16 protein-coding genes are annotated in these 24,008 nt (G+C 70.2%); 6 read left to right on the top strand and 10 right to left on the bottom strand.

The features are described 5' to 3' along the window. Window positions 1-201: 201 nt before the first annotated feature. Window positions 202-1,578 carry an MFS transporter gene (locus tag BN1056_RS00195; protein WP_210578145.1) on the top strand — a complete coding sequence of 459 codons (1,377 nt, stop codon included), beginning with the start codon at window positions 202-204 and terminating at the stop codon, window positions 1,576-1,578. Window positions 1,579-1,702: 124 nt separating this feature from the next. Beyond that, window positions 1,703-2,992, top strand: coding sequence for a glycoside hydrolase family 1 protein (locus tag BN1056_RS00190; RefSeq protein WP_210578144.1), 1,290 nt, complete (start codon window positions 1,703-1,705; stop codon window positions 2,990-2,992). Window positions 2,993-3,587: 595 nt separating this feature from the next. Here the strand turns inward: BN1056_RS00190 and BN1056_RS00185 are convergent. The 8 genes from BN1056_RS00185 to BN1056_RS00150 all read right to left on the bottom strand — a co-directional run bounded on the left by BN1056_RS00185 (window position 3,588) and on the right by BN1056_RS00150 (window position 14,132). Then, window positions 3,588-6,515: an alpha-L-rhamnosidase gene (locus tag BN1056_RS00185; protein WP_210578143.1), complete on the bottom strand. Its 2,928-nt coding sequence runs from the start codon at window positions 6,513-6,515 to the stop codon at window positions 3,588-3,590. A 203-nt stretch (window positions 6,516-6,718) separates the two neighbouring features. Continuing rightward, a complete protein-coding gene (locus BN1056_RS00180) occupies window positions 6,719-7,534 on the bottom strand; it encodes a class II aldolase/adducin family protein (protein WP_244671412.1) in 816 nt (271 codons plus the stop codon). Between the two features lie 95 nt (window positions 7,535-7,629). Next, complete coding sequence (locus BN1056_RS00175; RefSeq protein ID WP_210578141.1) at window positions 7,630-8,754, bottom strand: alpha/beta hydrolase; 1,125 nt, start codon at window positions 8,752-8,754, stop codon at window positions 7,630-7,632. A 54-nt stretch (window positions 8,755-8,808) separates the two neighbouring features. After that, window positions 8,809-10,368 carry a rhamnulokinase gene (locus BN1056_RS00170; protein WP_210578140.1) on the bottom strand — a complete coding sequence of 520 codons (1,560 nt, stop codon included), beginning with the start codon at window positions 10,366-10,368 and terminating at the stop codon, window positions 8,809-8,811. A 14-nt stretch (window positions 10,369-10,382) separates the two neighbouring features. Continuing rightward, on the bottom strand, window positions 10,383-11,573 hold the full coding sequence (gene rhaI, locus BN1056_RS00165; RefSeq protein WP_210578139.1) for an L-rhamnose isomerase: 1,191 nt from the start codon (window positions 11,571-11,573) through the stop codon (window positions 10,383-10,385). 85 nt (window positions 11,574-11,658) lie between these two features. Further along, on the bottom strand, window positions 11,659-12,948 hold the full coding sequence (locus tag BN1056_RS00160) for an MFS transporter (protein WP_210578138.1): 1,290 nt from the start codon (window positions 12,946-12,948) through the stop codon (window positions 11,659-11,661). Window positions 12,949-12,993: 45 nt separating this feature from the next. Then, window positions 12,994-13,398: an L-rhamnose mutarotase gene (locus BN1056_RS00155; protein ID WP_210578137.1), complete on the bottom strand. Its 405-nt coding sequence runs from the start codon at window positions 13,396-13,398 to the stop codon at window positions 12,994-12,996. Window positions 13,399-13,619: 221 nt separating this feature from the next. Beyond that, window positions 13,620-14,132, bottom strand: coding sequence for a flavodoxin (locus tag BN1056_RS00150; protein WP_210578135.1), 513 nt, complete (start codon window positions 14,130-14,132; stop codon window positions 13,620-13,622). Window positions 14,133-14,319: 187 nt separating this feature from the next. On the opposite strand from BN1056_RS00150, the gene BN1056_RS00145 reads away from it, so the two are divergent. Continuing rightward, entirely contained in the window at window positions 14,320-15,330 is a 1,011-nt protein-coding gene (locus BN1056_RS00145; RefSeq protein ID WP_210578133.1) for a LacI family DNA-binding transcriptional regulator, read from the top strand. Between the two features lie 71 nt (window positions 15,331-15,401). Here the strand turns inward: BN1056_RS00145 and BN1056_RS00140 are convergent, their stop codons facing one another. After that, on the bottom strand, window positions 15,402-15,932 hold the full coding sequence (locus BN1056_RS00140) for a SprT-like domain-containing protein (RefSeq protein WP_210578131.1): 531 nt from the start codon (window positions 15,930-15,932) through the stop codon (window positions 15,402-15,404). Window positions 15,933-16,039: 107 nt separating this feature from the next. On the opposite strand from BN1056_RS00140, the gene BN1056_RS00135 reads away from it, so the two are divergent. The 3 genes from BN1056_RS00135 to BN1056_RS14485 all read left to right on the top strand — a co-directional run bounded on the left by BN1056_RS00135 (window position 16,040) and on the right by BN1056_RS14485 (window position 19,561). Next, window positions 16,040-17,092 carry a hypothetical protein gene (locus BN1056_RS00135; RefSeq protein WP_244671410.1) on the top strand — a complete coding sequence of 351 codons (1,053 nt, stop codon included), beginning with the start codon at window positions 16,040-16,042 and terminating at the stop codon, window positions 17,090-17,092. A gap of 57 nt (window positions 17,093-17,149) precedes the next feature. Further along, a complete protein-coding gene (gene cls, locus BN1056_RS00130) occupies window positions 17,150-18,667 on the top strand; it encodes a cardiolipin synthase (protein WP_210578128.1) in 1,518 nt (505 codons plus the stop codon). 411 nt (window positions 18,668-19,078) lie between these two features. Continuing rightward, window positions 19,079-19,561, top strand: coding sequence for a hypothetical protein (locus BN1056_RS14485; RefSeq protein WP_244671409.1), 483 nt, complete (start codon window positions 19,079-19,081; stop codon window positions 19,559-19,561). Between the two features lie 90 nt (window positions 19,562-19,651). On the opposite strand, the gene hrpA is transcribed toward BN1056_RS14485, so the two are convergent. After that, a partial coding sequence (hrpA, locus tag BN1056_RS00120) for an ATP-dependent RNA helicase HrpA (protein WP_210578126.1) occupies window positions 19,652-24,008 on the bottom strand: 4,357 nt, incomplete at its 5' end.

Below are 24,008 nucleotides of genomic sequence, written 5' to 3'. Positions count from 1 at the left end.
GTGGCGGAGCCGTCCGGTGTGGCACAGGTGCGGGTGATCGGGCGGGCGCGCCGACGAACAGGCGATGTAGACCAAATTGGAAGTGATATAGATCTTGACCAAGGTGGTGCAACTTGAGCTATGGTGGTATCGACAGGCGCTGCGGCTCCCGTGAGCGCGTCGTAGCCGGCACCGCTGCCGGCCGCATATCAAGGACGATCAATGACCACCCCACCCAGCACCAGGTATGAAGGTGCCGAAGATCCCCACGCCTCCGCCGTCGTTGCGGAGAACCACGAAGCCCCTACCGGCGAGGGCACGTACTCCGCTCAGGCCGCCCCCATGAGTCCGGAGGAAGAGGAGGCCGCCCGCATCACCGCCAAGTTCGGCAACCCGCGCAAGACGATCTGGCTGGTCCTCGTCGCCGCCATCGGCGGCTACATCATGATGATGGGCATGGGCACGGCTCTGCAGCTGCGCCTGAGTGTCATCGATGAGGGACTGGCCACCCTGGTCTACTCGCGGGCCACGTCCCTGTCCGCCCTGCTCATGCTCGTCGTGGTCCCGATCGTGGGGGCACTGAGTGACCGCACTCTCCTGCGCTTCGGCCGCCGTCGCCCCTGGATCGTAGGCGGCTACCTCGTCGCCTTCGCATGCTTCCTCGTCATCGGATACTCGACGAGCTCCATAGTCATCATCGGCGCCTACATCGTCGGCATCGCCTCCGCCCAGGCCGGATTCAACGCCTATTCCGTCATTCCCGTCGAAGGCGTTCCCGCCAACATGCGTGGACGCATCATGGGCTTCATGGGCCTGTGTGGCGCACTCGCGATGAGCGCCGGGTCCTACATCGCCGGCGCCCTCGTTGACATTTCCACCATCCTGCTCATGACTGTTCCCCCGGCGCTCGCGATCATCAGTGCCCTGCCGCTCCTGCTCCTCTACAAGGACCCGCAGCACAGCCGCGAGGAGATCCCGCAGGGCGGCACCCTGGACATGTTCGCCCACATGTTCGTCAACCCGGTCAAGCAGCCGAACTTCGGCATTGTCTGGCTCGCACGCTTCCTCGCCGGCGCGGGCATGGCGGCCTTCCTCGGATTCTTCGTCCTCTACCTCATCATCGGCCTGCACATGAGCCCCGCGGAGGCGGGTGCCCAGGCCGGGCACCTGTCCCTTATGAGCGCCCCCGTGTCTATCGTCGTATTCATCGGCTCCGGCTGGATCTCCGACAAGCTCGGCATGCTCAAGCCCCTCGTCGCCCTCGCCGCCATCATCATGGCGGTCGGCCTGATCGTCGCCGCCACATCCACCACAGTCGCCGGATTCACGGTTGCCTGGATGATCTTCGCCGTCGGCCAGCCCATGTACCTGACGGTAGACCTCGCCCTGTGCGCCAAGGTCCTGCCCAACGAGGCTGACGCGGGCAAGGACATGGCCGTGTTCGGCCTCGCACTCAACCTCGGAAACGTGCTGGTGCCGGCCGTTGCCCCGACGCTGCTCGGCCCGGCGTCAAACAACTACCCGTTGTTGTGGGGCACGGCTGCTGCGCTCGTCTTCGCGGGCGCCCTGCTCATGCCGTTCGTCAGGGGCGTCAAATAACCGTGCCGACGACGACCGGCCCGCGCCGACCGCCGTCGCCGGTCGGCCGGGCGGGTTCGCGCCCGCCGCCGAACTCGCTGCGGCTTCCCCCAACCACCGACTACACCACGGAGATAATCGCCCCATGACCACCCCTGCATCCTCGCCCGCCCCGACCGCCCCCACCACGCCCTTCCCCGAGGGCTTCCTGTGGGGCACCGCCACCGCCTCCCACCAGGTGGAGGGCGGCAACGTCAACAACGACGTCTGGCTGTACGAGCACGTACCGGGCACCATGTACGCCGAGTCCTCCGGCGACGCCTGCGACCACTACACGCGCTACCGGGAGGACATCGCCCTGCTCGCCTCCCTGGGGCTGAACTCCTACCGCTTCTCCCTGGAGTGGAGCCGCATCGAGCCGGCCGAGGGCGAGTTCTCCGCCGTCGCCATCGCCCACTACCGCGACATGCTGCGCGCCTGCCGCGAGCACGGGCTCACCCCGATCGTCACCTACCACCACTTCACCTCCCCGCAGTGGCTCATCGCCCGCGGCGGCTGGGAGGACGCCGGCACCCCGGCCCTGTTCGCCCGCTACTGCCACCGCGTCACCGAGGAGCTCGGCGACCTGTTCGACATCGCCTGCACCATGAACGAGCCGAACCTCGCCATTCTGCTGGGCGAGATGGGCATGTGCGAGCGGGAGCCCGCCCAGCGGTTCGGTAATCCCACCTGGGAGGGTGCCGCCCGCGCCCTGGGGACGACGGCGGACAAGGTTGCCGGCTTCCAGCTCTCGGCCACGCCGCAGGCCTACGAGATCAAGTGCGCCGCCCACAAGGCCGCCGCCCAGGCCATCAAGGCGGTCAAGCCCGACATGCAGGTCGGCTGGACGCTGGCCAACTCCGACTTCCACGCGGCCCCCGGCGGCGAGGAGCGGGTGGCACGCATGAACGAGGAGAACAACCTGCGCTACCTGCGCGTGAGCGAGGGCGACGACTTCGTCGGGCTGCAGACCTACAACCGCACGGTGCTGGGCCCCGACGGGCCGGTGCCGCCCGAAGAGGGCGCCGTGCTCAACCAGGGCGGGGAGGAGATCTGGCCCTGGGCGATCGGTGCCGTGGTCCGGCAGGCCTGGGACGCTGTCAAGATGCCGATCTACGTCACCGAGAATGGATTGAACACGGAGGACGACACCCAGCGGGTGGACTTCCTGCGCACCGCCATCGGCGAGGTCGGCGCCGCGATCGCCGACGGGGTGGACGTGCGCGGCTACATGTGCTGGTCGGCCATGGACAACTTCGAGTGGATCTTCGGCTACGGTCCCAAGTTCGGCATCATCGCCGTCGACCGGGACACTCAGGCACGCACCCCCAAGCCCAGCGCCCATGTGCTCGGGGAGATCGCCCTGTCCAACGGGGCGTGCCTGAGCCGGGACTGAGGCGAGCGGCACGGCCACCTACGGGGGACCTACGGGTGGATCCGCGGGTGGCCGGGTCGCCCCGCCCCGCCTTCCCCGCCGAGGTCGGTTGATCTTACGTACCGAGGTCGGTTGATCTTACGTACCGAGGTCGGTCGTTATGGTGGTTGCGTCCGTTCTCGGATTGCGCGGTGCAATAGGGAGTTGCGGCGGCGGGCAGCAAGAAGGGCGAGGACCTCTTCGTCCTCGCCCCGTGTGTTCCGTGGCCTTATGGCCGTCGCGGGAGCGCCCGCGGGGTGAGCCGCGTCAGGCGGTCACCGTGTTGCAGTCGCTTTCAGCGCTGCTCGTTCTCGGCGGCAATCGCACGCTCGAGCTCGCGCTCACGGGCGGCGGCGGCGCGGACGGCCAGATCGATGTCGAAGAACATGTTCGGTTCCTTTCGGTTGAGTTCTCCCGGCCGGTTCTTCGACCGGGGCCGGCTGGCTGTTCCTGCCGACGCCCATAAATGTACCGATCGGTCGGCGCCCGAGCCAGTCCCGAGAGTGTGCAGTCTGTCATGCTTTCAGTAACGCCATGAAACAAGTTGCAGCCTGTGCTCCAGGCTCGCCCACGGCGGTTATGCGACCAGCACCGTGCGCCCACTGGTCAGCTCGCGCACGTCGCCGTCGGGCGTGACCAGCTCCCCGGTGACGCCAGACGGCAGGACCACCTCGTAGCGCACGGTGGAGCCGAGGGCTGCGAGCCCCGCGGCTGTGGCGTCAGCGGCAGCCTCCGCGATGTTCGCGTCCGGCACCGCCCGGTCGACGCGCTCCCAGGCGACCACCACCCGGCCGAAGGGCGTGTCCCTGCGTGAGCGCGCCCAGGACACCGGCCCGCCGGTCAGCGGCGCCACCCGCACCCGCCGGTAGCCGGGCTCGGTCGGCACGATCCCGCCCAGGCGGCGGAACAACCAGTCATCCACGCAGCCGAAGGCGTAGTGGTTGAAGCTCATCGCCCCCACGGTCCCGTCCGGGGCAACGGCGTCCCAGGACTCCCAGATCGTGGTCGCCCCCTCGGCCACCTCATACAGCCAGGACGGCACCGTGTCCTGCATGAGCACCGCCCAAGCCGCGTCCACATGCCCGGAGTCGACCAGCACGTCCAGCAGGAACGGCACCGACAGGAAGCCGGTGTCCAGGTGGTCGCCCGCCTCATGCACCAGCCGCACCAGCCGGTCCGCCACGGCCCGACGCCGCGCGCCGCCGTCCGGATCGTCGGCGCCGACGATGTCGAAGGCGAGCGCCAGCACATACATGCCCTGCAGGTCCGGGGTCATGGTGCCGTCGGCACCGATGTACTCCGCGGCCACCGCGGCCCGTACCGCCTCCCAGCGCTCCCGATAGGCGGCCGCGTCGTCCGAGTGCCCGAGGACCTGCGCCACTTGGGCGAGGGCGCGCAGCGCCTCGGCGTGGAAGGCGGCGCCGACGAACTCGCTGGTCAGGTGCGGCGCCGCCATGATCGCGTCCGGGGCGCCACTGGCCAGGGTCGACGGCGCCAGCCAGTCGCCGAAGTGCATGCGCGAGTTCCACAGCAGTCGCTGTCGGGCGGTCGTGGCCTCATCCAGGGCTTCCCAGCCGGAGGTGCGGTCCGTGTCCTCCCATTCGGCGCCGCGCAGGCGGGGCGGCAGTTCGGTGGCGGCCTGCCGCGACTGCATCTCCACCCAGGCTCGCATGGCCGGGTAGTTGGCGCGCAGGGTGTCGACGTCGCCGTAGCGCTCCCACAGGGTAAGCGGTACACGGATGATCGCATCGCCCCAGCCGGCCGCGGCGGTGATGCCGCCGATGCCGGGCTGCCCCTCCATGGCCGCCTGCCGCGGGGCGAAGGGGGAGATGATGACCACGCGGCCGTCGTCGAGCTGGTCGGCGCGCACGTTGCGCAGCCAGCGGGCCAGGAAGGTGTGCACTTGGGCGTTGTTGGTGGCGGCCGGGGCGAAGACCTGGATGTCGCCGGTCCAGCCGACCCGTTCCCGCTGCGGGCAGTCGGTGGGGATGGACAGGAAGTTGGCGCGCTGGGACCACACCGTGTTGGCGTGCAGCCGGTTCAGGCGCTCGTCGGAGCAGGTGAAGTCGCCCGCCGGCTCCAGATCCGAGCCGACGACGACGGCGACCGCGTCACCCGTGCGCAGCTCGCCGGGGTAGCCGGTCACCCGCGCATAGCGGAAGCCGTGGAAGGTGAAGGTCGGCTCGTAGGCCTCGGGAGCCTGCGGCGTGCCCGTGCCGGCCAGGACCCAGAGGTCGCGCTGGTCCTTGTTCGGGCCCTGCACGTTGGAGAAGAAGTTGCCGTCGGCGTCCAGGTGCTCGGAGTGCTCCAGGGTGATCTCGGTGCCGGCCGGCCCGACGGCGCGCAACCGCACCCGCCCGGCGATCACCTGCCCGAAGTCCAGCACCGTCTCCCCGGCCGGGGTGGTGATCACCCGGGCGGCGGGCAGCTCCAGCAGGCGGCGCACGGGTTCGCCACGGAAGGGCTCCAGGGCGGTGGCCGGGTCCAGCTCGGCGGACGGGACGATGCGCACCGGATCCCAGCCCGAGTCGTCGAAGCCGGGACAGTCCCAGCCGGCGACGGCGGCGGCCATCCGGTCGTCGCGCTTCTCGCCGATCATGATGTCGCTGTAGCGCAGCGGCCCGGACTCGGTGCAGCGGGCGGTGCCGTCCGGCCCCCAGGTCTGGTGGGTGCCGTCGGCGCGGGTGATCGACAGTTGCCACCAGCCGCGCAGCAGGGTGCCGTACTGCCCGGACTCCCCGGTGATGGTGGCCCGGCCGGCGAACCAGCCGTCGCCCAGACGCAGGCCCAACGTATGGGGCCGGGGTGCCCCGGCGGGGTCGGTGAGGGCCGCGGTGACGTCGTGGACCTCGAACTCGGTGTAGGTGTGGTAGCTGGTCCACCCCGGTGCCAGCACGGTGTCGCCCATCGCGGCACCGTCGATACTCGCCTCGATCACGCCCTGAGCGCTCAAGTACAGGCGGGCGCGGGTGATGGGGGCGGCGTCGACGTCGGTGCGGGGCAGGTCTTGGCGCACGAGCTTTACCGGATGCAGCTTGTCCCCGGCCGGTACCGGTTCCTGCGGGGTGAACAGGGTGGCGAAGGAGGCCTCCGGCTCCAGCTCCACCGGCGTCTGGGTGGGCTCCACCCAGTCGGAGACGACGTCGGCCCCGCCCAGCAGGGAGGTGGAGAAGGCCGAGTCGGCCCAGGGCGATGGCTCGGCGTCGGCGGAGTCGGTCCAGATGCGTACCCGCCAGGTGTAGTCGGTATCCGAGTCCAGGGGCTCGCCGTCGTAGGGCAGCCAGGGGGAGGCGGGCGGAGCGGGGATCTCCACGCGGCCGGTGGCCCACACCGGCGGCTCGATGACGGCGCCGGTGGCCGGGTCGAGGCGGCGCACCTGCAGCTCGTAGGCGCTCGCGGGCGCCTCGCCCGGCACCTGCCAGGACAGCACCGGCCGCGGCACCGCCACTCCGAGCGGGGCGTGCTGGTGGTCGACGGTCAGGTTGACGGGGGCAGTGGTTTTCACGGGAGTCTTCTTCGCGGTTCTCTAGGAAAAGTGTCCAAATTCGGCATAAACGCCCCCCTGACGCTGAAACGCCATTTGCAGATGGTTGGAATCATGCGGTTCCGGTTCCGGCGTCGCGGGCGCTCGCCGCCGTTTATGCCGAATTTGGACAATCTGGGCGTGTAACTCTTACCGACCTCGGCGGAAGGGCCGCGGTGGAAGGGCTAGAACAGGTCGGTGTCGACGTTGAAGGCCTCGACGACGGCGTGCAGCTCGGCGTCGGTGACGCCCTCGCCCAGGCCGCCGGCCATGATGTTGCGGACCTCGTACATGGCGCCGGTCTCGGCGTACTCGACCTTGTCGACGGCGGCCAGGGGGGCGATGTCGGAGCGCACCATGATGCCGTGCTTGGACCACAGCACGATCACGTGGTCGCGCAGGGCGCGCACATTGTTCTCCATGAGGGTGGCCGACCCGGGCACCATGAAGTCGAGGACCTCGATGCCCTGGGGCAGCTGCACGATCGTCTCGGGCTCCCAGCGCAGGATACGGCGGTTGAAGTCCGCGGTGTTGCGGATGTCCTTGATGTGGGAGAGCTGGACCAGGTAGGGCGGCTGGGCGTGGATGACGGCCTGGAAGTCCACACCGCGCTGAGCCACCTGGTCGTTGTGGACCGCCAGGTGGGAGTTGAACTCGCTGGTGGGGCGCACGTAGGCGCGGTCGGGGTGGGTGTACCAGGTGCCGGTGACGCCGCCCTCGTCCACGACGAAGGCGGATACGTTCGCCTCCGGGGATGCGGCGACGTCGCGCAGGCGGCAGCCCGACCCGGTCACCAGTACGGTGCGGCCGGCCAGCGCCGGGGCGGGCAGCGGCAGCTCGGTGCCGGGGGCGACCTGCGGGAAGCGGTCGGCCAGGCCCAGCTGTTCGGCCGAGGCATTGATGGACACGGAGATGTTGCCGGCGCCGGCCTCGACGGCGCCCATGTGGTCAAGGCGGCGTCCGGCGGCGCCCATCTGGGCGAGGATTTCTGACAGGGGCATGGTGGTCACGGTGGTTGTCCTTTCCGATTGGTGTTCTTGGAAGATTGTGGATGAGTGCGGCGGGGCGCTCGTACCCCGTCGGGGGAGCGACAGCCTCAGGCCGGGCGGCCCAGCCGTGCGGCGAAGCGGTCCAGGCTGGCGGCGGTCAGCGGCGAGCCGACGGCATTGAGGTGCCCGTGGGGCACACCCGCGCAGGTGAGCACCTCGACGTCGGCCTCCGCCTGCCGCAGCTGGCGGGCGAAGGCCTCACCGGAGGCGCGCAGGTCATCGTTCTCGCAGTTCTCGATGTAGGTGGCAGGCCAGCCCGCCAGGCGGTCGGCATCGGCCACATCCCCCGGGAAGGCGTAGGCGGGTGCGCCCGCGCCAGCGTCGAGCCTGGCGCCGAGGTAGTTGGTGTTCATCGCCGCCAGCATGTCGGCGGGGAACCGCAGGATCTGCGGCATCTGCCCCAGGCGGGCGGCCAGTTCCTCGCTGGGGGCGGGCCAGCGCCCGCCGTGGGCCACCGGGTAGGCGAGTAGCGCCTGCCAGGGGGCGGCGGCGTCGTCGATGCCGTGCAGTGTCACCCCGGCGGCCAGGTTCCCGCCCGCGCTCGCACCGCCGACGGCGATGCGAGCGGCGTCGATGCCGAACTCGGCGGCCTGCCCGCGCACCCACTGGTAGGCGGCGTAGGCGTCGTCGTGCGGGACCGGGTAGTGAACGCCGCCGGTGCACAGCCGGTAGAAGACCGAGACGACGCTCGCCCCGGTGCGGGTGGTCAGGCCGCGGGCGACGGCGTCGGCCTCGGGCATGTCCAGGTCGCCGCCCATGAAGGCGCCGCCGTGGTACCACACCAGTCCGGCGCGCAGGCCCGCGTCCGTGGCGGGCGAGGGTGCGGGCGGATTCCAACCGGGTTCGGGGCGGTAGATGCGCACTGGTATCGGCCCGTGCGGGCCCGGCAGCTCGCGGTCCTCGACGAGCGTGTGAGTGGGCTCCGGCTCCCCGAAGGGAGCTTCCCATGCCTCCATGGCTGTCAGGGCCTCCGCGGCGAAGGGCGCCCCGGCGGCCGCGGCGGGGTCGGCGGCGGCCAGATCCTCGGCGCTCGGTGCCGGGAAGTCGGCGATCAGGCGCAAGCGCTCGGCGTAGGGCGGCAGGAAGCCGCCGGCCAGCGGGGCGACGGGCACGCCGTCGCGGGTGGCGGTGGGCTGCGGCGTGGGTGGGGCGACGCCGGGAGTGTCGGTCATGGGTCTTCTCCGTGTGGTTGGCGGATGGTGCGCGGGGCGCGGGCGGGGTGTGGTTCAGCCGTACAACTGCCGCTCGGCGGCGTCCCACCCGGCGGCCGCTGCCGGGTCGGGGGCGTACTCGGTGATGTCGCAGGAGGCGCGCACCAGCTTTCGCAGTGCGGTCAGGTCGCCTTCGATCAGCCCCGCGCCGCGGGCGGCGACGACGATGTTGCCCAGGGCGGTGCCCTCGGCGGGCCCGGCCACCACCTTCAACCCGGTGGCGTCGGCGGCCAGTTGACACAACAGCCGGTTGCTGATGCCGCCGCCCACCATGTGCAGCACGCCGACGCGCTTGCCGGACAAGTCGCTCGCCTCACGCACGGCACGGCGGTAGGCCAGGGCCAGGGAGTCGTCGATGCAGCGCACATACTCGCCGACCGAGCGCGGGCGCGGCTGGCCGGTGCGGATGGCGAAGTCGTCGATGCGGGCGGCCATGTCACCGGGGTCGAAGAAGATCGGATCGTTGATGTCGACGACGGTGCGCAACGGGTCGGCGGCCTCGGCGGCGGCGTCCAGCTCCCGGTAGGACAGCTCCAGACCCTGCTCACGCCAGGTGCGCACGGCCTCGTTGAACACCCACAGCCCCATGACGTTCTTCAGGTAGCGCACGGTGCCGTCCACGCCGAGCTCGTTGGTGAAGTTGGCGGCCCGGGATGCCTCGGTGAGCACCGGCGTGCCCAGTTCGAGTCCGACCAGCGACCAGGTGCCGCAGGAGATGTAGGCGAAGTCGCTTCCGGCCGCGGGCACGGCGGCGACCGCGGAGGCGGTGTCGTGGGAGCCGACGGCGACCACCGGCGTCGGGCGACCGTCAGGGTCGAAGACGTCGACGACGTCGCGGCGTACCGGCCCGACGACGGTGCCGGCCTCCATGACCTCCGGCAGTACGCCGTTCAGGTCCACGCCGAGATTGTTGCGCAGCCGCTCAAGCAGTGGTACGGACCAGGTGCGCGCCCGGGCGTCGACCAGGCCGGTGGTGGAGGCGTTGGTGATCTCGGCGACCGGCCTGCCGGTGAGCCAATAGGTGAACAGGTCCGGCAGCAGCAGCATGGTGCGCTGGGCGGAGCCTGCGCCTGCGGCCGAGGCGGTGCCGCCGTCGGCCGGTGTGACGCGGGGCAGGCCGCCGTCGCGGGACTCGGCCACCAACTGGAACAGCGTGTTGAAGTCCTGCACCTGCAGGCCGTTGACCGAGTACATCTCGGCGGCGGGGATGGCCGCGAAGACCTCCTCGGGCACGCCCCGCGTGCGGGGGCAGCGGTAGGAGGAGACCTGCCCGGCCAACAGGCCGCTGGGGCCGAGCAGTCCGTAGTCGACGCCCCAGGTGTCGATACCGACGGCCGACAGCGGGCCGACGTCGCGCACGGCGGCGAGCAGACCCTGGCGGATCTCATCCCACAGGTGCAGCACGTCCCAGTACAGGCGCTCGCCGCCGGGGCCCGGCAGGGGAATGGGGCCGTTGGCGAAGCGGCGCGTCTCGGTCAGTTCGATGCGGCCGTCGGCGATGGTGCCGACCATGACGCGCCCGGAGGAGGCGCCCAGGTCGACGGCCCCGACGTGGATGGGGCGGGCGTTGGTCATGGTCGGCACCTCTCTCAGGCTCCCCAGCCGGCGGCGGTGCCGCCGACGCGCTCGGAGCGGATCTTGTCCAGGTAGCCGGACTCGAGGAAGGCCTTCATCGGGTCGGGGGCCAGCCCCTGGGCCTCGCGCAGCTCCGCCAGCAGCGGACGCACGTCGGTGTTGAAGGCGTCAACCAGGATGTCGTTGGCGGCCAGGACATCGCCGGCGCGCTGCGCCTGGTCGAGGGCCTCGCGGTCCACCAGGAGCGCCTTGGCGGTCGCCTCCTGCACGTTGGTGGCCGAACGAATCTCGCCGGGGATCTTCTCCTCCAGGTTGTGGCACTGGTCGAGCATGAAGTTGACGCCGGAGTCGGGGGCGAGCGCCCCGGCCGAGACGATCTCGTTCATGATGCGGAACAGCTGGTAGGGGTCGGCGGCACCCACGATCAGATCGTCGTCGGCGTAGAAGCGCGAGTTGAAGTCGAAGGCGCCCAGGCGGCCCAGCCGCAGCAGCTGCGCGACGATGAACTCGATGTTGGTGCCGGGGGCGTGGTGGCCGGTGTCGAGCACGACCTTGGCGCGGTCTCCCAGCGCCAGGCAGTGCACCAGGCTGGTGCCCCAGTCCGGCACGTCGGTGTGGTAGAAGGCCGGCTCGAAGAACTTGTACTCCAGCACCAGTTCCTGGTCGTCGTCGAGGGCGGCGTAGATCTCCGCCAAGGAGTCCGCCAGGCGATCCTGGCGGGCGCGGATGGAGTCCTGGCCGGGGTAGTTGGTGCCGTCGGCCAGCCAGATCTTCAGGGCCGGCGAGCCGGTGGCGCGCATGATGTCGATGCACTCCAGGTGGTGGTCGATTGCCTTGCGGCGGATGCGCTCATTGGAGTTGGTCAGGGAGCCGAGCTTGTAGTCCTCGTCCTGGAAGACGTTGGAGTTGATGTTGCCGATGGTGACGCCCTGGTCCTCGGCGTGCTTGCGCAGTGCCTCGTAGTCGTCCACCTTGTCCCACGGAATGTGCAGGGAGACCCGGGGGGTGATACCCGTGTACTTGTTGACCTGGGCGACGTCGTCGATCTTCTCGTAGGGGTCGCGGGGCACGCCGGCGGTGGTGAACACACGGAAGCGGGTGCCGGAGTTGCCGAAGGCCCAGCTGGGCAGTTCGATCGACTGGGTCTTCAGGAGGCTGCGGGCCTCATCACTGAGGTCGGACAGCGAGGGGACCGATGCGGTCATGGTTTCTCTCCGTTTCTTGAATGCGGTTGGTTCGGATGGTGGTGGGGTTGTTGCGGCCCAGGCCGGTGGACCGGGCCGTGGGTGATCAGGCGTTGGCGTTGGTGACGCGCTCGCCGTAGCGCTCCAACTCGATGTCCTCCAGGGACTTGCCCTGGGTCTTGGGGGCGCCGATGGTGCCCACCAGGGTGGAGACGACGAGGAAGCCGATGAGGATGAGTCCGTCGATCATCAGGCCGCCCTCCCACTTGAGGATGACCGGGAAGATCAGTGAGATCAGGCCGGAGGCGAGGCGGACCGCGAAGAAGACGATGCCCTGAGCGGCCGAGCGGTACGGGGTGGCGAACAGCTCGGGGGACCACACCGAGTAGAAGGCCTGGGCGGACGGGCCGGCGGACAGGCCCCACACGATGGTGTAGCCGAAGGCGGTCCAGGCGGCGTCGGAGGGGCCGAAGACCAGGATGATCCAGGAGACGATGGCCGCCAGTCCGCCTACCAGGAAGTGCCAGCGGTAGGGGACGCGGTCCACCAGGTTCATGAAGACGAAGGTGGAGACGATGACGAAGCCCCACGACAGCATGGAGAACAGGTCGGTCTGGAGGGTCTCGTAGCCCATCGAGCTGAGGATCGTGGGCAGGAAGATGCCGTTCTGGGAGGCGGCCTGGTTCCAGCAGGTGTAGATGACGGCCAGGAAGATGAGCGCGGTGATGTTCACGCGACGGTTGAACAGTTTGCGGAAGGCGGCCCACATCGACGGCGGCTTGGCCTGGGCGCCGCCCTTGGCGTTCTGCCAGGTCTCGGACTCCTCCAGCCCCTGCCGGATGTACCAGGTGACCAGGGCGATCACGACCAGGTGGGCGAAGATGATGCGGCTGCCGAGCAGGCCCAGCGGGGCGAGGGCGGCGGCCAGGCCATAGCCGATGAACGGGCCGAAGGACCAGGCCAGCTGCGTGGCGCCGATGTGCTTGCCGCGCTGACCGGTGGGGGCGAACTCGGCGATGTAGGTCCACCCGGCGGGGACGGAGGCGCCCACGGCCAGGCCGATGATGACGAAGCCGGTGAACAGCATCGGCAGGTTCCCGGTGAAGACGACGATCAGGCCGCCGAGCGCATACAGCAGCAGGTCATAGGTGTAGATGAACTTGCGCCCGTACTTGTCGCATAGCGGGCCGCCGATCAGGGCGCCGATGGCGGCGCCGAAGGCGTTGGAGCTGAAGGCGGCGAGCAGGCCCGCGATGGTGCCGTCGTCGTCGGGGAAGTAGGCGGCGCTCCAGAAGCCGAGCGAGGTGGCGATGGCGATGATGGAGCCGGAGTCGATGTAGTTCGACATGGAGACGGCGGCGGTCGCCTTCCAGCCGGTTAGTGGCTTGCGTGCCACGGGTTCCTCCTTGAATCGTGGGGGATGGGGGTGGGGCAGGGAGCGTCAGGGAAGATAGAAGTACTGGGGCAGGATCTCGTTGGTGCCGCCGTCGGGCTGGACGAAGTACTGGGCCATCTCCGTCTGCCAGCGGGTGTTGACCTCTTCGTCGCCCATGGCGGCCTGGGCGGCGTCGACGTCGTCGGATTCGAAGTAGCCGACGACGAGCCCGTCCTCGGGGCGCAGGAACAGCGAGTAGTTGCGCCATCCGCAGCGGGTCAGGGCCTGGCGCATCTCCTCCCACACGTGCTGGTGGACCTCGACGTACTCGGTGAGCCGGTCCGGGCGTACGTGCAGTAGGAAGCAGCAGCGGTGAGGGGACCGGGCTGTGGTCGTGTTCAGCAGCTCGGTGAGGGCTGCTTGCTCGGTGGCGCCCGCGGTGGGGGCGTCGGTGGTTGGGGAGTCGGTCATGGAACGTCCTTGTTCGAGTCTTGCGCCGCTGGCTTCGCGGCACCACGGTGTGAACCGTTTCAACGCAGGTAACGCTAGTCCGGTCCCGGGCGAGTGTCAAGGGGCGGCATGCAACCGGATCCCGGCCGCCAGCACTGACGGGCGGGCGCCCGGCCACGCCGAACCAGCATTCCGCTGGTCGGCGAACCGGACGCCCGCCCGTCGTCGAGATCCGCTGCTGCCTATGCCTCGACTCCGAGTCGGTCGAGCCAGCGGCGTACGCCCGCGGCGTCGGTGTTCGCCTCCAGGCGGGTGCCGGGCCTCCAGTCGCCGGTGCCGGACAGAGCGGCGAGATCGCGGGCGCTGGTGCCGACCGGGGAGGAGAACGAGGTGCAGAACGGGATCACGGTCTTGCCGGTGAAGTCATTGTGCTTCACGAAGTCGTTCATGACCCAGGAGGCCTCACCCCACCAGATCGGGTAGCCGACCAGCACGACGTCATAGTCGGCGAAGCCCTCCGGGGTGTCCTGCACCAGTTCCACGTGACGCAGGCTGTGGTCGACGTGCTCGCGTGAGACCCGGCTGCGCGGATCGTTGTAGTCCAGGTCCGGTTCGCTGTAGGCGTCGGCGGGCGCGAGCACGAAGGCGTCGGCGCCGAGCGCACGGGTAATGGTCTCCGCCACGCGGCGGGTGTGCCCGTGGGCGGAATAGTGGACCACAAGTGTCTTCGAGTTGGCGGTGCTCTGCGCGGTCATTGGGCGGATCCTCTCTACTGACCCAGGGTGGGTTTTTCTTAAACGTTACCGAGGTTTGCGCGTATCGGTTACGCCTTCTGGCTCAGCGTTCGCGGATAGCGGCAGCCCGGCCGCAGACCTGGGATGATATGCACGATTAGGCGGTGCGCCGCCGTCCCTATCACCGGCAGCGACGGAAGGAGCAGACATGGCACGGCCCTCGGTGCGTGACGTGGCCGAACGGGCGGGAGTCTCGGTCGGCACGGTCTCGCACGCGCTCAACCACCCCGAACGCGTCGCCCAGCCCACTCTCGACCGCGTGCGCGCCGCCATCGACGAGCTCGGCTTCGTCCGTTCCGAGGCGGCCCGCCGCCTGCGCCACGGCGGCTCCTCTCTGGTGGGTGTGCTCGTCCACGACATCTCCAACCCCTTCTTCACCGAGGCCGCCCGCGGCATCGAGGACCGTCTGCGCGAGGACGGCCGCATCCCCATGCTCGGCTCCACCGACTCCGATCCGGAGCGTGAGCGCGAACTGATGACCCTGCTGGCCGGCATGGACGTGCACGGCGTCATCGTCACCCCGTCCGCCTCCACGCTCGACAACCTCGCCGTCCTCGCCGGCCGCGGCATCCGCGTGGTGCTGATGGATCACCCCCCGATTTCCGCGGAGCTGTCCACCGTCTCCGGCGACGACGTCGCCGGCGCACGTGCCGCCGTCACCCACCTGATCGAACTCGGCCACCGCCGCATCGGGTTCGTCAACGGCCCCCTCACGGTGCGCCAGGCCGTGGACCGGCGCGACGGCGTCATTGCCGCGCTGACCGAGGCGGGCCTGGACCCGGAGGAGTCCCTCACGGAGATCGAGGCCGTCAGCGGCGGACAGGGCTTCACCGCGGATGCCGGCGCCGTCGGAGCGGCAGCGCTGCTGGGAGGCGACCCCGCGCCGACCGCCCTGTTCTGCGCCAACGACCAGCTCGCCATCGGCGCCATGCGGGAGATTCGCCGTCGCGGCCTGAGCATCCCGGGCGACGTCGCCCTCGTCGGCTATGACGACGTCTCCGTCGCCTCCGAACTCATCACCCCGCTGACCAGCGTGCGTCAACCCATGCGGGAGATGGGGGCGGCCGCCGCCGACCTGCTGCTGTCCGCCGACGGCGCGGTGCGCCACATCGTCTTCCCACCCGAGCTCGTGGTCCGTGAGTCCACCGCTGGCAAGTGAGTCGTCGGCCGCGCCACCGGGGTGCTAGCGGGGCGCCGACCAGCTCCGTGGCCAAGCGGCGTACCGCGCGGTCACTGGGCCGCGCGGCGGCCGGCGCGGGAAATCCCGGCCAGGGCCCGGGCATAGCCGGCGCCGATCTCCTGCGGGCTGACCGGCACGCCGTCGTAGGACCAGCTCAGCAGGTGCTCGGCGCTGAAGCCCCGCGCGCAACGCGAGCAGGAGCACGGCAGCGCCGGGCGACGCATCCGGTCCACGGTGTGCCCGGCGGGGCAGGTCCCCACCCAGCGTCCCGGCACACGCGGTGCCTCACCGCTGACCAGCCGCCTGCCGGAGGCGCCGATCCGGCGGGCCTCCGCGCGCCACACGGCGTCGTGCCCATGGGCCGCACCCACGCGGGCATGAGCGATCTCGTGCAGCACGGTCTCACGCACCTCGGCCTCGTCGTACAGCGCCATCAGTTGCCGGGACAGAGTGATACGCCGACGGGAGTGGTCGGCCTGCCCGGCCCGCCGCCGCGCGCGGTCGAATGACACCGACCAATCGGCGACGTCGTGCTCCTCCATCAAGAGTTGGGCCAGCGGCAGCACGTCGGGCAGGTTCACGCCCCGAGCGTAGTTGATTCATGTCGGGTCCGGACGCACTGTCGAGGGATGCCCCCGCCGCGTCCGGCTTCGCGCAGTCGGCGCCGGCGTGTGGCAACATTGCTGCGATGTCACGTCCCGCCGACCGGCCGACGCGCCGTTCCCCGCAAAGCCGCACGCGCCACACCGCCGCCGACCACCGGGCGGCACGCGGAACATCCGCCCGCAGCCGTTCAACGCCGCCGCGCGGCACCCGGCTGGCCAGGGCGGCCAGAGCCGGGGCGCGCGGACATGGCTCCCGTCGGCGCCGCGGTGGACGACGCCACCCCCGCCGACTCGGCCCGGTCGGCATCTTCCTGACCGCATTCCTGACCACGCTGCTGGTCGGATTGCTGGTGATAAACGCCGTCGAGACCGCACCGGCCTCACCCACCCCCACGGCGGCCACCAGGCCCACCGCCATCGCTCGCGACATGACCGGCTTCGACGCCGAGCACATCATCGACGACGACGTCTTCTACGACTCCTCCGCCATGACCGCCACCGAGGTCGCCGCCTTCATCGACACCGTCAACGCGGGCTGTCAGAGCGGCGTCGACGGCACCCCCTGTCTGGCGGACGCCACCTTCGACACCGAGGACCGCCAGGCCAGCACCGCCTGCCCCGGCGGTTACACCGCCACCACGGGGGAGACGGCCGCTGAGGTCATCTCCCAGGTAGCCACCTCCTGCGACATCAACCCGCGCGTGCTGCTGGTCCTGCTGCAAAAAGAACAGGGACTGCTCACCGCGTCCGGGCTCACCCTGAACGAGAGCCGCTACCAGGCGGCCACCGGTTACGCCTGCCCGGACGGGCAGGAGTGCGACCCCGAATACGCCGGCTTCTTCCGCCAGTTGTATGGCGCCGCCTCCCAGTTCCAGACCTACCGGCTCGACCCGGCCGGCTTCCAGGTGGTTGCCGGCACGACCACACAGCTGGCCTACTCGCCCAATGCGCTGTGCGGCAGCGGCGAGCTGACGCCCGCCAACCAGGCTACGGCGGGCCTGTACAACTACACGCCCTACCTGGCCAACACCGCTGCGGCCGACGGCGGCGACGACTGCACCAGCTGGGGCAACTGGAACTTCTACGGCTACTACCGCACGCTGTTCGGCGACCCCACGCCGTCGACCGCCGACTGATACGGCGCGCCGTCGGGGCGGTGCGGTGCTGGCCGCAAGCGTGTGAGGATTGCCTGCATGGATTGGCATCCGGTGCTGACGACCGTATGGGTTGTCCTGGAGTATGTGATCAAGTTCGTGGCGCTGGGGACCGTCCCGGAGAACCGTCGTCCGTCATCGTCCACCGCCTGGCTGCTGCTGATCTTCCTGCTTCCCGTGGTGGGCCTGCCCCTGTACCTCTTCCTGGGCAGCCCCTGGGTGCACGGCAAGCGCTACCAGCAGCAGCTCGAGGCCAATGCGGTCGTAAACGAGTTCGCCTCGGGTATGCCCGATGTGCCCGCCGGGGCACGGCCGTCAACGCAGCTCAGTTCGGTGCTGCGGATGAACCGTAAACTCACCGGCCTGCCCTGTGTCACCGGGGAGGTCGTCGCCCTGCACCGGGACTCCGCCCAGACCTATGCCACCATGGCCCGCATCATCGACACGGCCCAGCACCACGTGCACGTCGAGTTCTACATCCAGAGCTGGGACGAGGTCACCGACGTCTTCTACGACGCGCTCGCCCGGGCCGCCGCCCGCGGCGTCACCGTGCGCCTACTGGTGGATCACCTCGGCTCGCGCAAGTATCCCGGCTGGAAGGACTTCGGCCGACGGCTCACCGCCGCGGGTATCCAGTGGCGGCTCATGATGCCGCTGCTGCCGCACAAACGGCGTTTCCGCCGCCCCGACCTGCGCAACCACCGCAAGGTCCTCACCATCGACGGCGAGCGCGCCTTCATCGGCTCGCACAACATCATCGACCCCACCTACCGGCTGCGCTCCAACATCCGGGCCGGACGCACCTGGTCCGACCTGTCCGTGGAGGTCACCGGGGACATTGTGGTGGAGGCCGAGACGGTCTTCGCCATGGACTGGTTCTTCGAGTCCGGCGAGGTGCTTCAGGTACAGGACGCGCTTCCGGGGACGCCCGACGTGACCGAACTACTGGCCCGTAGGCCCTCGGTCGGCACGCCCGCGCCGCAGCCGGACCGGCCCGACGCCGTCGTCAACGCCATGCAACTGGTGCCCTCCGGGCCCGGCTACCCCACCGAACCGAATCGCCGGATGTTCGTATCCCTGATCGAGAACGCCACCCGGCGCGTGTCGATCACCAGCCCCTACTTCATCCCCGACGAGGCACTGCTGGCCGCCATGACAACGGCCGCCTACCGCGGGGTCGACGTAGAACTGTTCGTCGGCAAGGAATCCGACCATCTGATCGTCAACCACGCTCAACGCTCCTACTACGGGGCGCTGCTCGCCGCCGGTGTGCGCATCTACCGATACCCGGCGCCGACGGTTCTGCATGCCAAGTACCTGACGGTCGACGGCGAGGTCGGCGTAATCGGCAGCGCGAACATGGACTTCCGCTCCTTCGCCCTGAACTACGAGATGATGCTGCTTTCCTTCGGCGGCGACCTGGATGCGCTGCTCAGGGACAACGACGCCTACTACCGGCGCGTGTCCACCGAATTGACCGCTGCGGAGTGGGCGAAAGAACCCTGGTGGCGGCGCTACATCGACAACGTGTGCCGGCTGGTTTCCGCAGTCCTGTGATGGCGCCCTGCGCGCATTCCCCACGAGGTCGGGGCTTGCCCCCGGTTCGGCGCCGACGAGCACCTGGAAGGACGCCAGGCCGGTCAGCGGCGGTCGACGAGGCGGGGTGCGGCCCGTTCGGCAGCGGAGCGTCGGCGAGGTCCTTCGGGCGCGGGAGTGACTGCACGCGCCTTTTATAGACAGCGGTGGCCTTCGCAGTGACTCTTTCATTTTTAGGGTGTGGTGGGCTGCTAGGTGACGGTTGGTTGTCGTCGGGTACGCGGGTGCATCGGGACGGCCGGTTGCGGAGGACCGATCCTGGCGTGGGCCGGAGCATCATTTCACTGATGGGTCTGGTCGTCGACGGCGTGCGGTTCCGGCTGTGAGCGCGGCCCGAAGCTGCCCGGAGGTGTTCCGCTAGGCTGCGCTGCCATGAAGGACGCTCCACACACCAGCCTGTTCTCCTGGCTCTTCGGACGCGATAAGTCCAAGGCCACATTGGTGCCCGCACCGACGGCAGGCGGCACAGCCACGGGAAACAATGCCGCTGGGAGCGTGCTCGCCGGGGCAGACGCCGGCATCGGAACAGCCGAAGTTTCAGCCGAAGAACTGGCCCTCATTCTCCATAAGCAACCGATCGCGGCGATCAAGGCCTATCGCGAGCGCACCGGCGCCGACCTGAAAGCGGCAAAGACTGCAATTGATGCGGCAGCCGCCGAAATCGCAGCGGGCCGTGTCCCGGTCGTCGCCTCGTCGTCCGCCGGACCCGTCTCCTCCTTTCCGCAGCCGAACCCGGAGGAGATCGAGTTGGTGACTTCTGGGCGGCCGATTGCGGCGATCAAGGCCTATCGCGAGCGCACCGGCGCCGACCTCAAGACCGCCAAGGCCGTCATAGACACGATCGGCACTGACTGAATACGCGAGCTCCGCACAGAGGAGAAAGCGGAGACCGCCGTGCGGGGCCCCTTCCGGGGCCTCGCGATGACGGCTCCGCGACGGCTCCGCTCAGATCTTGGCCAGCAGCTTGCTGATGCGCTGCACGCTGACCTTGCGGGCGGTGCCGAGCGTCTGGGCGAACAGGCTCACGCGCAGCTCTTCGATCAACCAGCGCGCCTCGACCAGTACGGCTTCCCGCTCGGGATCTGTCGGTAGCGCCGCGGCCCGGGCCCGGGCATCGGCCAACAGCCGCTCGGCCTGCTCCACCTGGTAGGCCAGCGCCGCATCCTGGCTGGGGGAGGACTCCGCCTTACCCACGCGCATTGCCAGCGCCTGCAAATAGCGGGGCAGGTGCCGCAGCTGCTCCGGCGGGGTGTCGGCGATGAAACCGTCGTATACCAGTGCCGCCGCATGCTCGCGCACCTGCTGCAGCGTATTCAGCAGCGCCAATGAGGTGTGGGTCGACACCTCCCGCTCGACCTCCCGCTGGGCGGCGAGCGTCTTGGCGGACACCTGCGCCACGCAGTAGACCTCGTCCTCCAGCTCCTGGCGCATGGTGGTCACCAGCTGCTCGAACACGGTCTGCTCCCGCACACCGGCCAGGGGCGTGCGCCGCGCCGCGGCCCAGCGGTCGGCGATGCTCCGCGCGGCCGTCAGCTGCATGTCCTCCACCAGTGCCTCGGTGCTCCGATAGGGGCTGGCCGCGAGCGTCAGCGTCTCGGTGGGGTTCCACCGGGAGGTGATGCGGGCCGTGGGCAGGGCGGTACGCGCCAGCGCCAGCGCCGTCACCCCGGCGCCGTGCTCGCGTTCCTGGGCGACGGCGTCGGGCAGGATCCGCAGATCCGCGCCTCGCGCCCCCACGGCCACCAGCGCCGGGTAGCCGCGCACCACCAGGCCGGCCGTGCCCGGGGTCTCGATCGTGGCCGGAATCGTGGAGCGCTCCGGACCCTCCAGGCCGGTGACGTCCTTTGGCCAGTCCGTCAGTCCCGCACGCTCGGCCAGTCCCGGCCCGACGGCGCGGGTCCCCTTGTCATTCGCCGCGGGTGCGGCATTGCCCCCGGCATTTCGGGAGGCAAACGCACCCGCGTCCGGGCCGCCGCCCTGGCCGCGCCGCCTGCCGCGTCCGCTGCGACGCCGCCCCTGGGAACGCTGTGCATCGGCCATGGCCTGGGCGATGGCGCCATGCACGGCGTCGCGCACGGCCGCCTCGGTGCGCCCGGCCTGGCGGCGCTGCAACACCACCAGGTCCTTATCCCGGTCGAGTTCCCGGCCGGCCCCATCCACGGCCACGAAGGCGATGCGCAGGTGCTCGGGCAGCCGCGCGGCGGCCTCCTCCCAGTCGGCCTCGGTGATCTCCACCTGCCGCAGGCGCCCCACCGCATCCGTGAAGGCCTCCCGGAGGGGAACCCCAGGCGCTGAAGGCGCCCCCGCGCCTCCGGCCGCACCGGGGACGTCCCGGCGGATCGCCTCCCACACCTGCGCCCCGACGTCGGGCGCCGGCACCAGTGCCCGACGCACCCGCTTGGGCAGGGCGCGGATGGTTGCCACCACGAGCTCGGGGCGCAGACCCGGCACCAGCCAGTCGAAGCCCGTCGGCTCCAGACGGCCCAGCACCTCCACCGGAACCAGTACGCTCACGCCGTCGTTGGGAGTCCCCGGCTCGAAGACGTACTCCAGGCTGAGCGTGAGATCGCCCTGCACCCAGGCGTCGGGGTAACCGGCGGTGTCGTCCCCGCCGGGCAGCAGCAGCTCGCGGGTGAAGTCGAACAGGTCCGGACGGTTGCGGCGCTCGCGCTTCCACCAGGCGTCGAAGTCGTTCGCGCCGTAGACGTCGTCGGGCAGGCGGTCGTCGTAGAAGTCGAACAGGGCCTCGTCGCCGGCCAGCAGCCCGTGCTCGCGGCGACGCTGCTCGACGTCGGCCAGCTCCTCCAGTAGCGCCCGGTTACGCTCCACGAAGCCGTGGCGGGCATGCCAGCCGCCCTCCACCAGCCCGGAGCGGATGAACATCTCCCGCGCCAACTCGCGCGCATCGGCGGTGCCGACCGAGGCGAGCGTGGCCGGGCGGTCGGCCACCAGGGTCATCCCGTACAGCAGCAGCTTCTCGTGCACCATGGCGGTACCGCGGCGCGTGGACCAGTACGGCTCCCCATACACCCGGTGCAGCAGCCCGGCCGCCCCGGCCGCCTCCTCGATCCAACGCCCGTCGACCTTGGCGACCGTCCGCGCGAACAGGCGGGAAGTCTCCACCAGCTCTGCCGTCATCACCCAGTCGTAGCTCTTGCGGCGCAGACCCGAGCCCGGCCAGATCACGAAGTGGCTGCCGCGGGCACCCGCATACTCGCGACGACGCTCGTCCCAGGTGCCCACATTGGACAGCAGTCCCACCAGCAGCGAGCGGTGGATGGCGTCCGCGCTGGGCGTGTCCGCACTGCGACCCAGGGCGACGACGGCTGCCGCCACGTCCCCGTGGGCAATGGTGGCCGCCTGCGTGCCCGGCTCCAGGCCGGCGGCGGCCGCGCGCACGGCGCTCGCGGTGGGCAGGTCGACGGGGGCGGCGGCGAGTCCCAGCGGGCGGGCGAGTTGCCGCAGCTGGTTGTACACGTCCTGCCACTCGCGTACCCGCAGGTAGTGGAGGAACTCGGAGCGGCACATGCGCCGGAAGGCGGAGCCGGACAGGTCGCGCTGTTGGGTGCGCAGGTAGCGCCACAGGTTCAGGTACGTCAGGAAGTCGCTGGTCGGCTCGGCGAAGCGCCGGTGCAGGGCATCGGCGGCCTCCTGATGGTCGGCGGGGCGCTCGCGCACGTCCTGCATCGACAGTGCCGCCACGATCACCATGACCTCGCTGACGCAGCCGCGTTCACCGGCCTCCAGCAGCATGCGCCCCAGTCGCGGGTCGATGGGCAGCCGGGCCAGGCGCCGGCCCACCTCGGTCAGCCGCGGCCCGCCGACGCCGTCGCCCCGGCCTCCCCGCCGCCGCCCCGAGCCCTCGCGGCCGGAGGTCTCGATGGCGCCGATCTCGCCCAGCAGCTGGATGCCGTCGCGTACGGCGCGGGCGTCGGGGGCGTCCAGGAAGGGGAAGTCCTGCACGTCGCCCAGGCCGAGCGCCGCCATCTGCAGAATCACCGAGGCCAGCGAGGTGCGCAGGATCTCCGGCTCGGTGTACTCCGGGCGCGACTCGAAGTCGGACCGGGAGTACAGGCGGATGGCAATACCGTCGGCGACGCGCCCGCACCGTCCGGAGCGCTGGTTGGCGCTGGCCCGACTGATCGGCTCGATCGGCAGGCGCTGCACCTTGGTGCGGTTGGAGTAGCGGGAGATGCGCGCCAGGCCCGGGTCGACGACGTAGCGGATGCCGGGCACGGTCAGGGAGGTCTCGGCCACGTTGGTGGCCAGCACGATGCGTCGGCACGTGTGCGCCTCGAACACGCGGTGCTGCTCGGCGGCGGACAGGCGCGAGAACAGCGGCACCACCTCGACGGCGCCGGGGGTGGAGGTACGCCCGTGCGGGGTGTAGCGCGGGCCCAGGTGGTCGATGAGGGCGGATTCGGTATCGCGAATGTCCCGCTCCCCGGCAAGGAAGACCAGGATGTCGCCGCTACCGGCGGCCATGAGCTCGTCGACGGCGTCGAGGATGCCGGTGACCTGGTCGCGGTCGGTCTCCGCGGGTGCCCCGGGGGCGGCGTTGGCGGAGGACCCGGCATCGGTGTCGTCGGGGTCGATGGGGTCGAGAACCAGCGGCCGGTAGCGGATCTCCACCGGATAGGTGCGTCCGGACACCTCGATCACCGGTGCGGGCACCCGTGTGGGGCGGGCCTGTGTGGCGGCGTCGCCATGTTCGGCGAGGGCGTCCTGGCCGCCTCCGGCGAGCGGGGCGTCATGGCCGAAGTGGGCAGCGAAGCGCTCGGAGTCGATGGTGGCGGAGGTGATGATGACCTTCAGGTCCGGGCGCTGGGGGAGGAGTCGGGCCAGGTAGCCGAGGATGAAGTCGATGTTCAGGCTGCGCTCGTGCGCCTCGTCCACGATGATCGTGTCGTAGCGGCGCAGCAGCGGGTCGGACTGGATCTCCGCCAGCAGGATGCCGTCGGTCATGAGCTTGACCAGCGTGTTGGGGCCGGTCTCCTCGGTGAAGCGCACCTGGTAGCCGACCACGCCGTCGGGGCCGATGGGGGTTGACAGCTCGTAGGCGATGCGTTCGGCCACCGAGCGTGCGGCGATACGGCGTGGCTGGGTGTGGCCGATCATGCCGGTGATGCCGCGGCCCAACTCCAGGCAGATCTTGGGCAGCTGGGTGGTCTTGCCGGAGCCGGTTTCCCCGGCCACGATCACCACCTGGTTCTCGCGGATGGCGGCGGCGATCTCCTCGCGGCGGGCGCTGACGGGAAGCTCCTCGGGGTAGGTGATCACGGGTACGGCGGCGCGGCGGGAC

It is taken from the genome of Actinomyces succiniciruminis (assembly GCF_900002405.1).
GTDB classification, from domain to species: domain Bacteria; phylum Actinomycetota; class Actinomycetes; order Actinomycetales; family Actinomycetaceae; genus Actinomyces; species Actinomyces succiniciruminis.
This window is presented reverse-complemented; position numbering and strand designations above follow the sequence as displayed.

What these genes read in the sequence shown, in the direction of transcription:
- BN1056_RS00170 (WP_210578140.1), bottom strand. Translation starts at nt 10,368, where the DNA reads ATGACCAACGCCCGCCCCATCCACGTCGGGGCCGTCGACCTGGGCGCC.
- BN1056_RS14485 (WP_244671409.1), top strand. Translation starts at nt 19,079, where the DNA reads ATGAAGGACGCTCCACACACCAGCCTGTTCTCCTGGCTCTTCGGACGC.
- BN1056_RS00195 (WP_210578145.1), top strand. Translation starts at nt 202, where the DNA reads ATGACCACCCCACCCAGCACCAGGTATGAAGGTGCCGAAGATCCCCAC.
- BN1056_RS00180 (WP_244671412.1), bottom strand. Translation starts at nt 7,534, where the DNA reads ATGCCCCTGTCAGAAATCCTCGCCCAGATGGGCGCCGCCGGACGCCGC.
- BN1056_RS00175 (WP_210578141.1), bottom strand. Translation starts at nt 8,754, where the DNA reads ATGACCGACACTCCCGGCGTCGCCCCACCCACGCCGCAGCCCACCGCC.
- BN1056_RS00190 (WP_210578144.1), top strand. Translation starts at nt 1,703, where the DNA reads ATGACCACCCCTGCATCCTCGCCCGCCCCGACCGCCCCCACCACGCCC.
- BN1056_RS00135 (WP_244671410.1), top strand. Translation starts at nt 16,040, where the DNA reads ATGTCACGTCCCGCCGACCGGCCGACGCGCCGTTCCCCGCAAAGCCGC.
- BN1056_RS00145 (WP_210578133.1), top strand. Translation starts at nt 14,320, where the DNA reads ATGGCACGGCCCTCGGTGCGTGACGTGGCCGAACGGGCGGGAGTCTCG.
- BN1056_RS00155 (WP_210578137.1), bottom strand. Translation starts at nt 13,398, where the DNA reads ATGACCGACTCCCCAACCACCGACGCCCCCACCGCGGGCGCCACCGAG.
- rhaI (WP_210578139.1), bottom strand. Translation starts at nt 11,573, where the DNA reads ATGACCGCATCGGTCCCCTCGCTGTCCGACCTCAGTGATGAGGCCCGC.
- BN1056_RS00150 (WP_210578135.1), bottom strand. Translation starts at nt 14,132, where the DNA reads ATGACCGCGCAGAGCACCGCCAACTCGAAGACACTTGTGGTCCACTAT.
- cls (WP_210578128.1), top strand. Translation starts at nt 17,150, where the DNA reads ATGGATTGGCATCCGGTGCTGACGACCGTATGGGTTGTCCTGGAGTAT.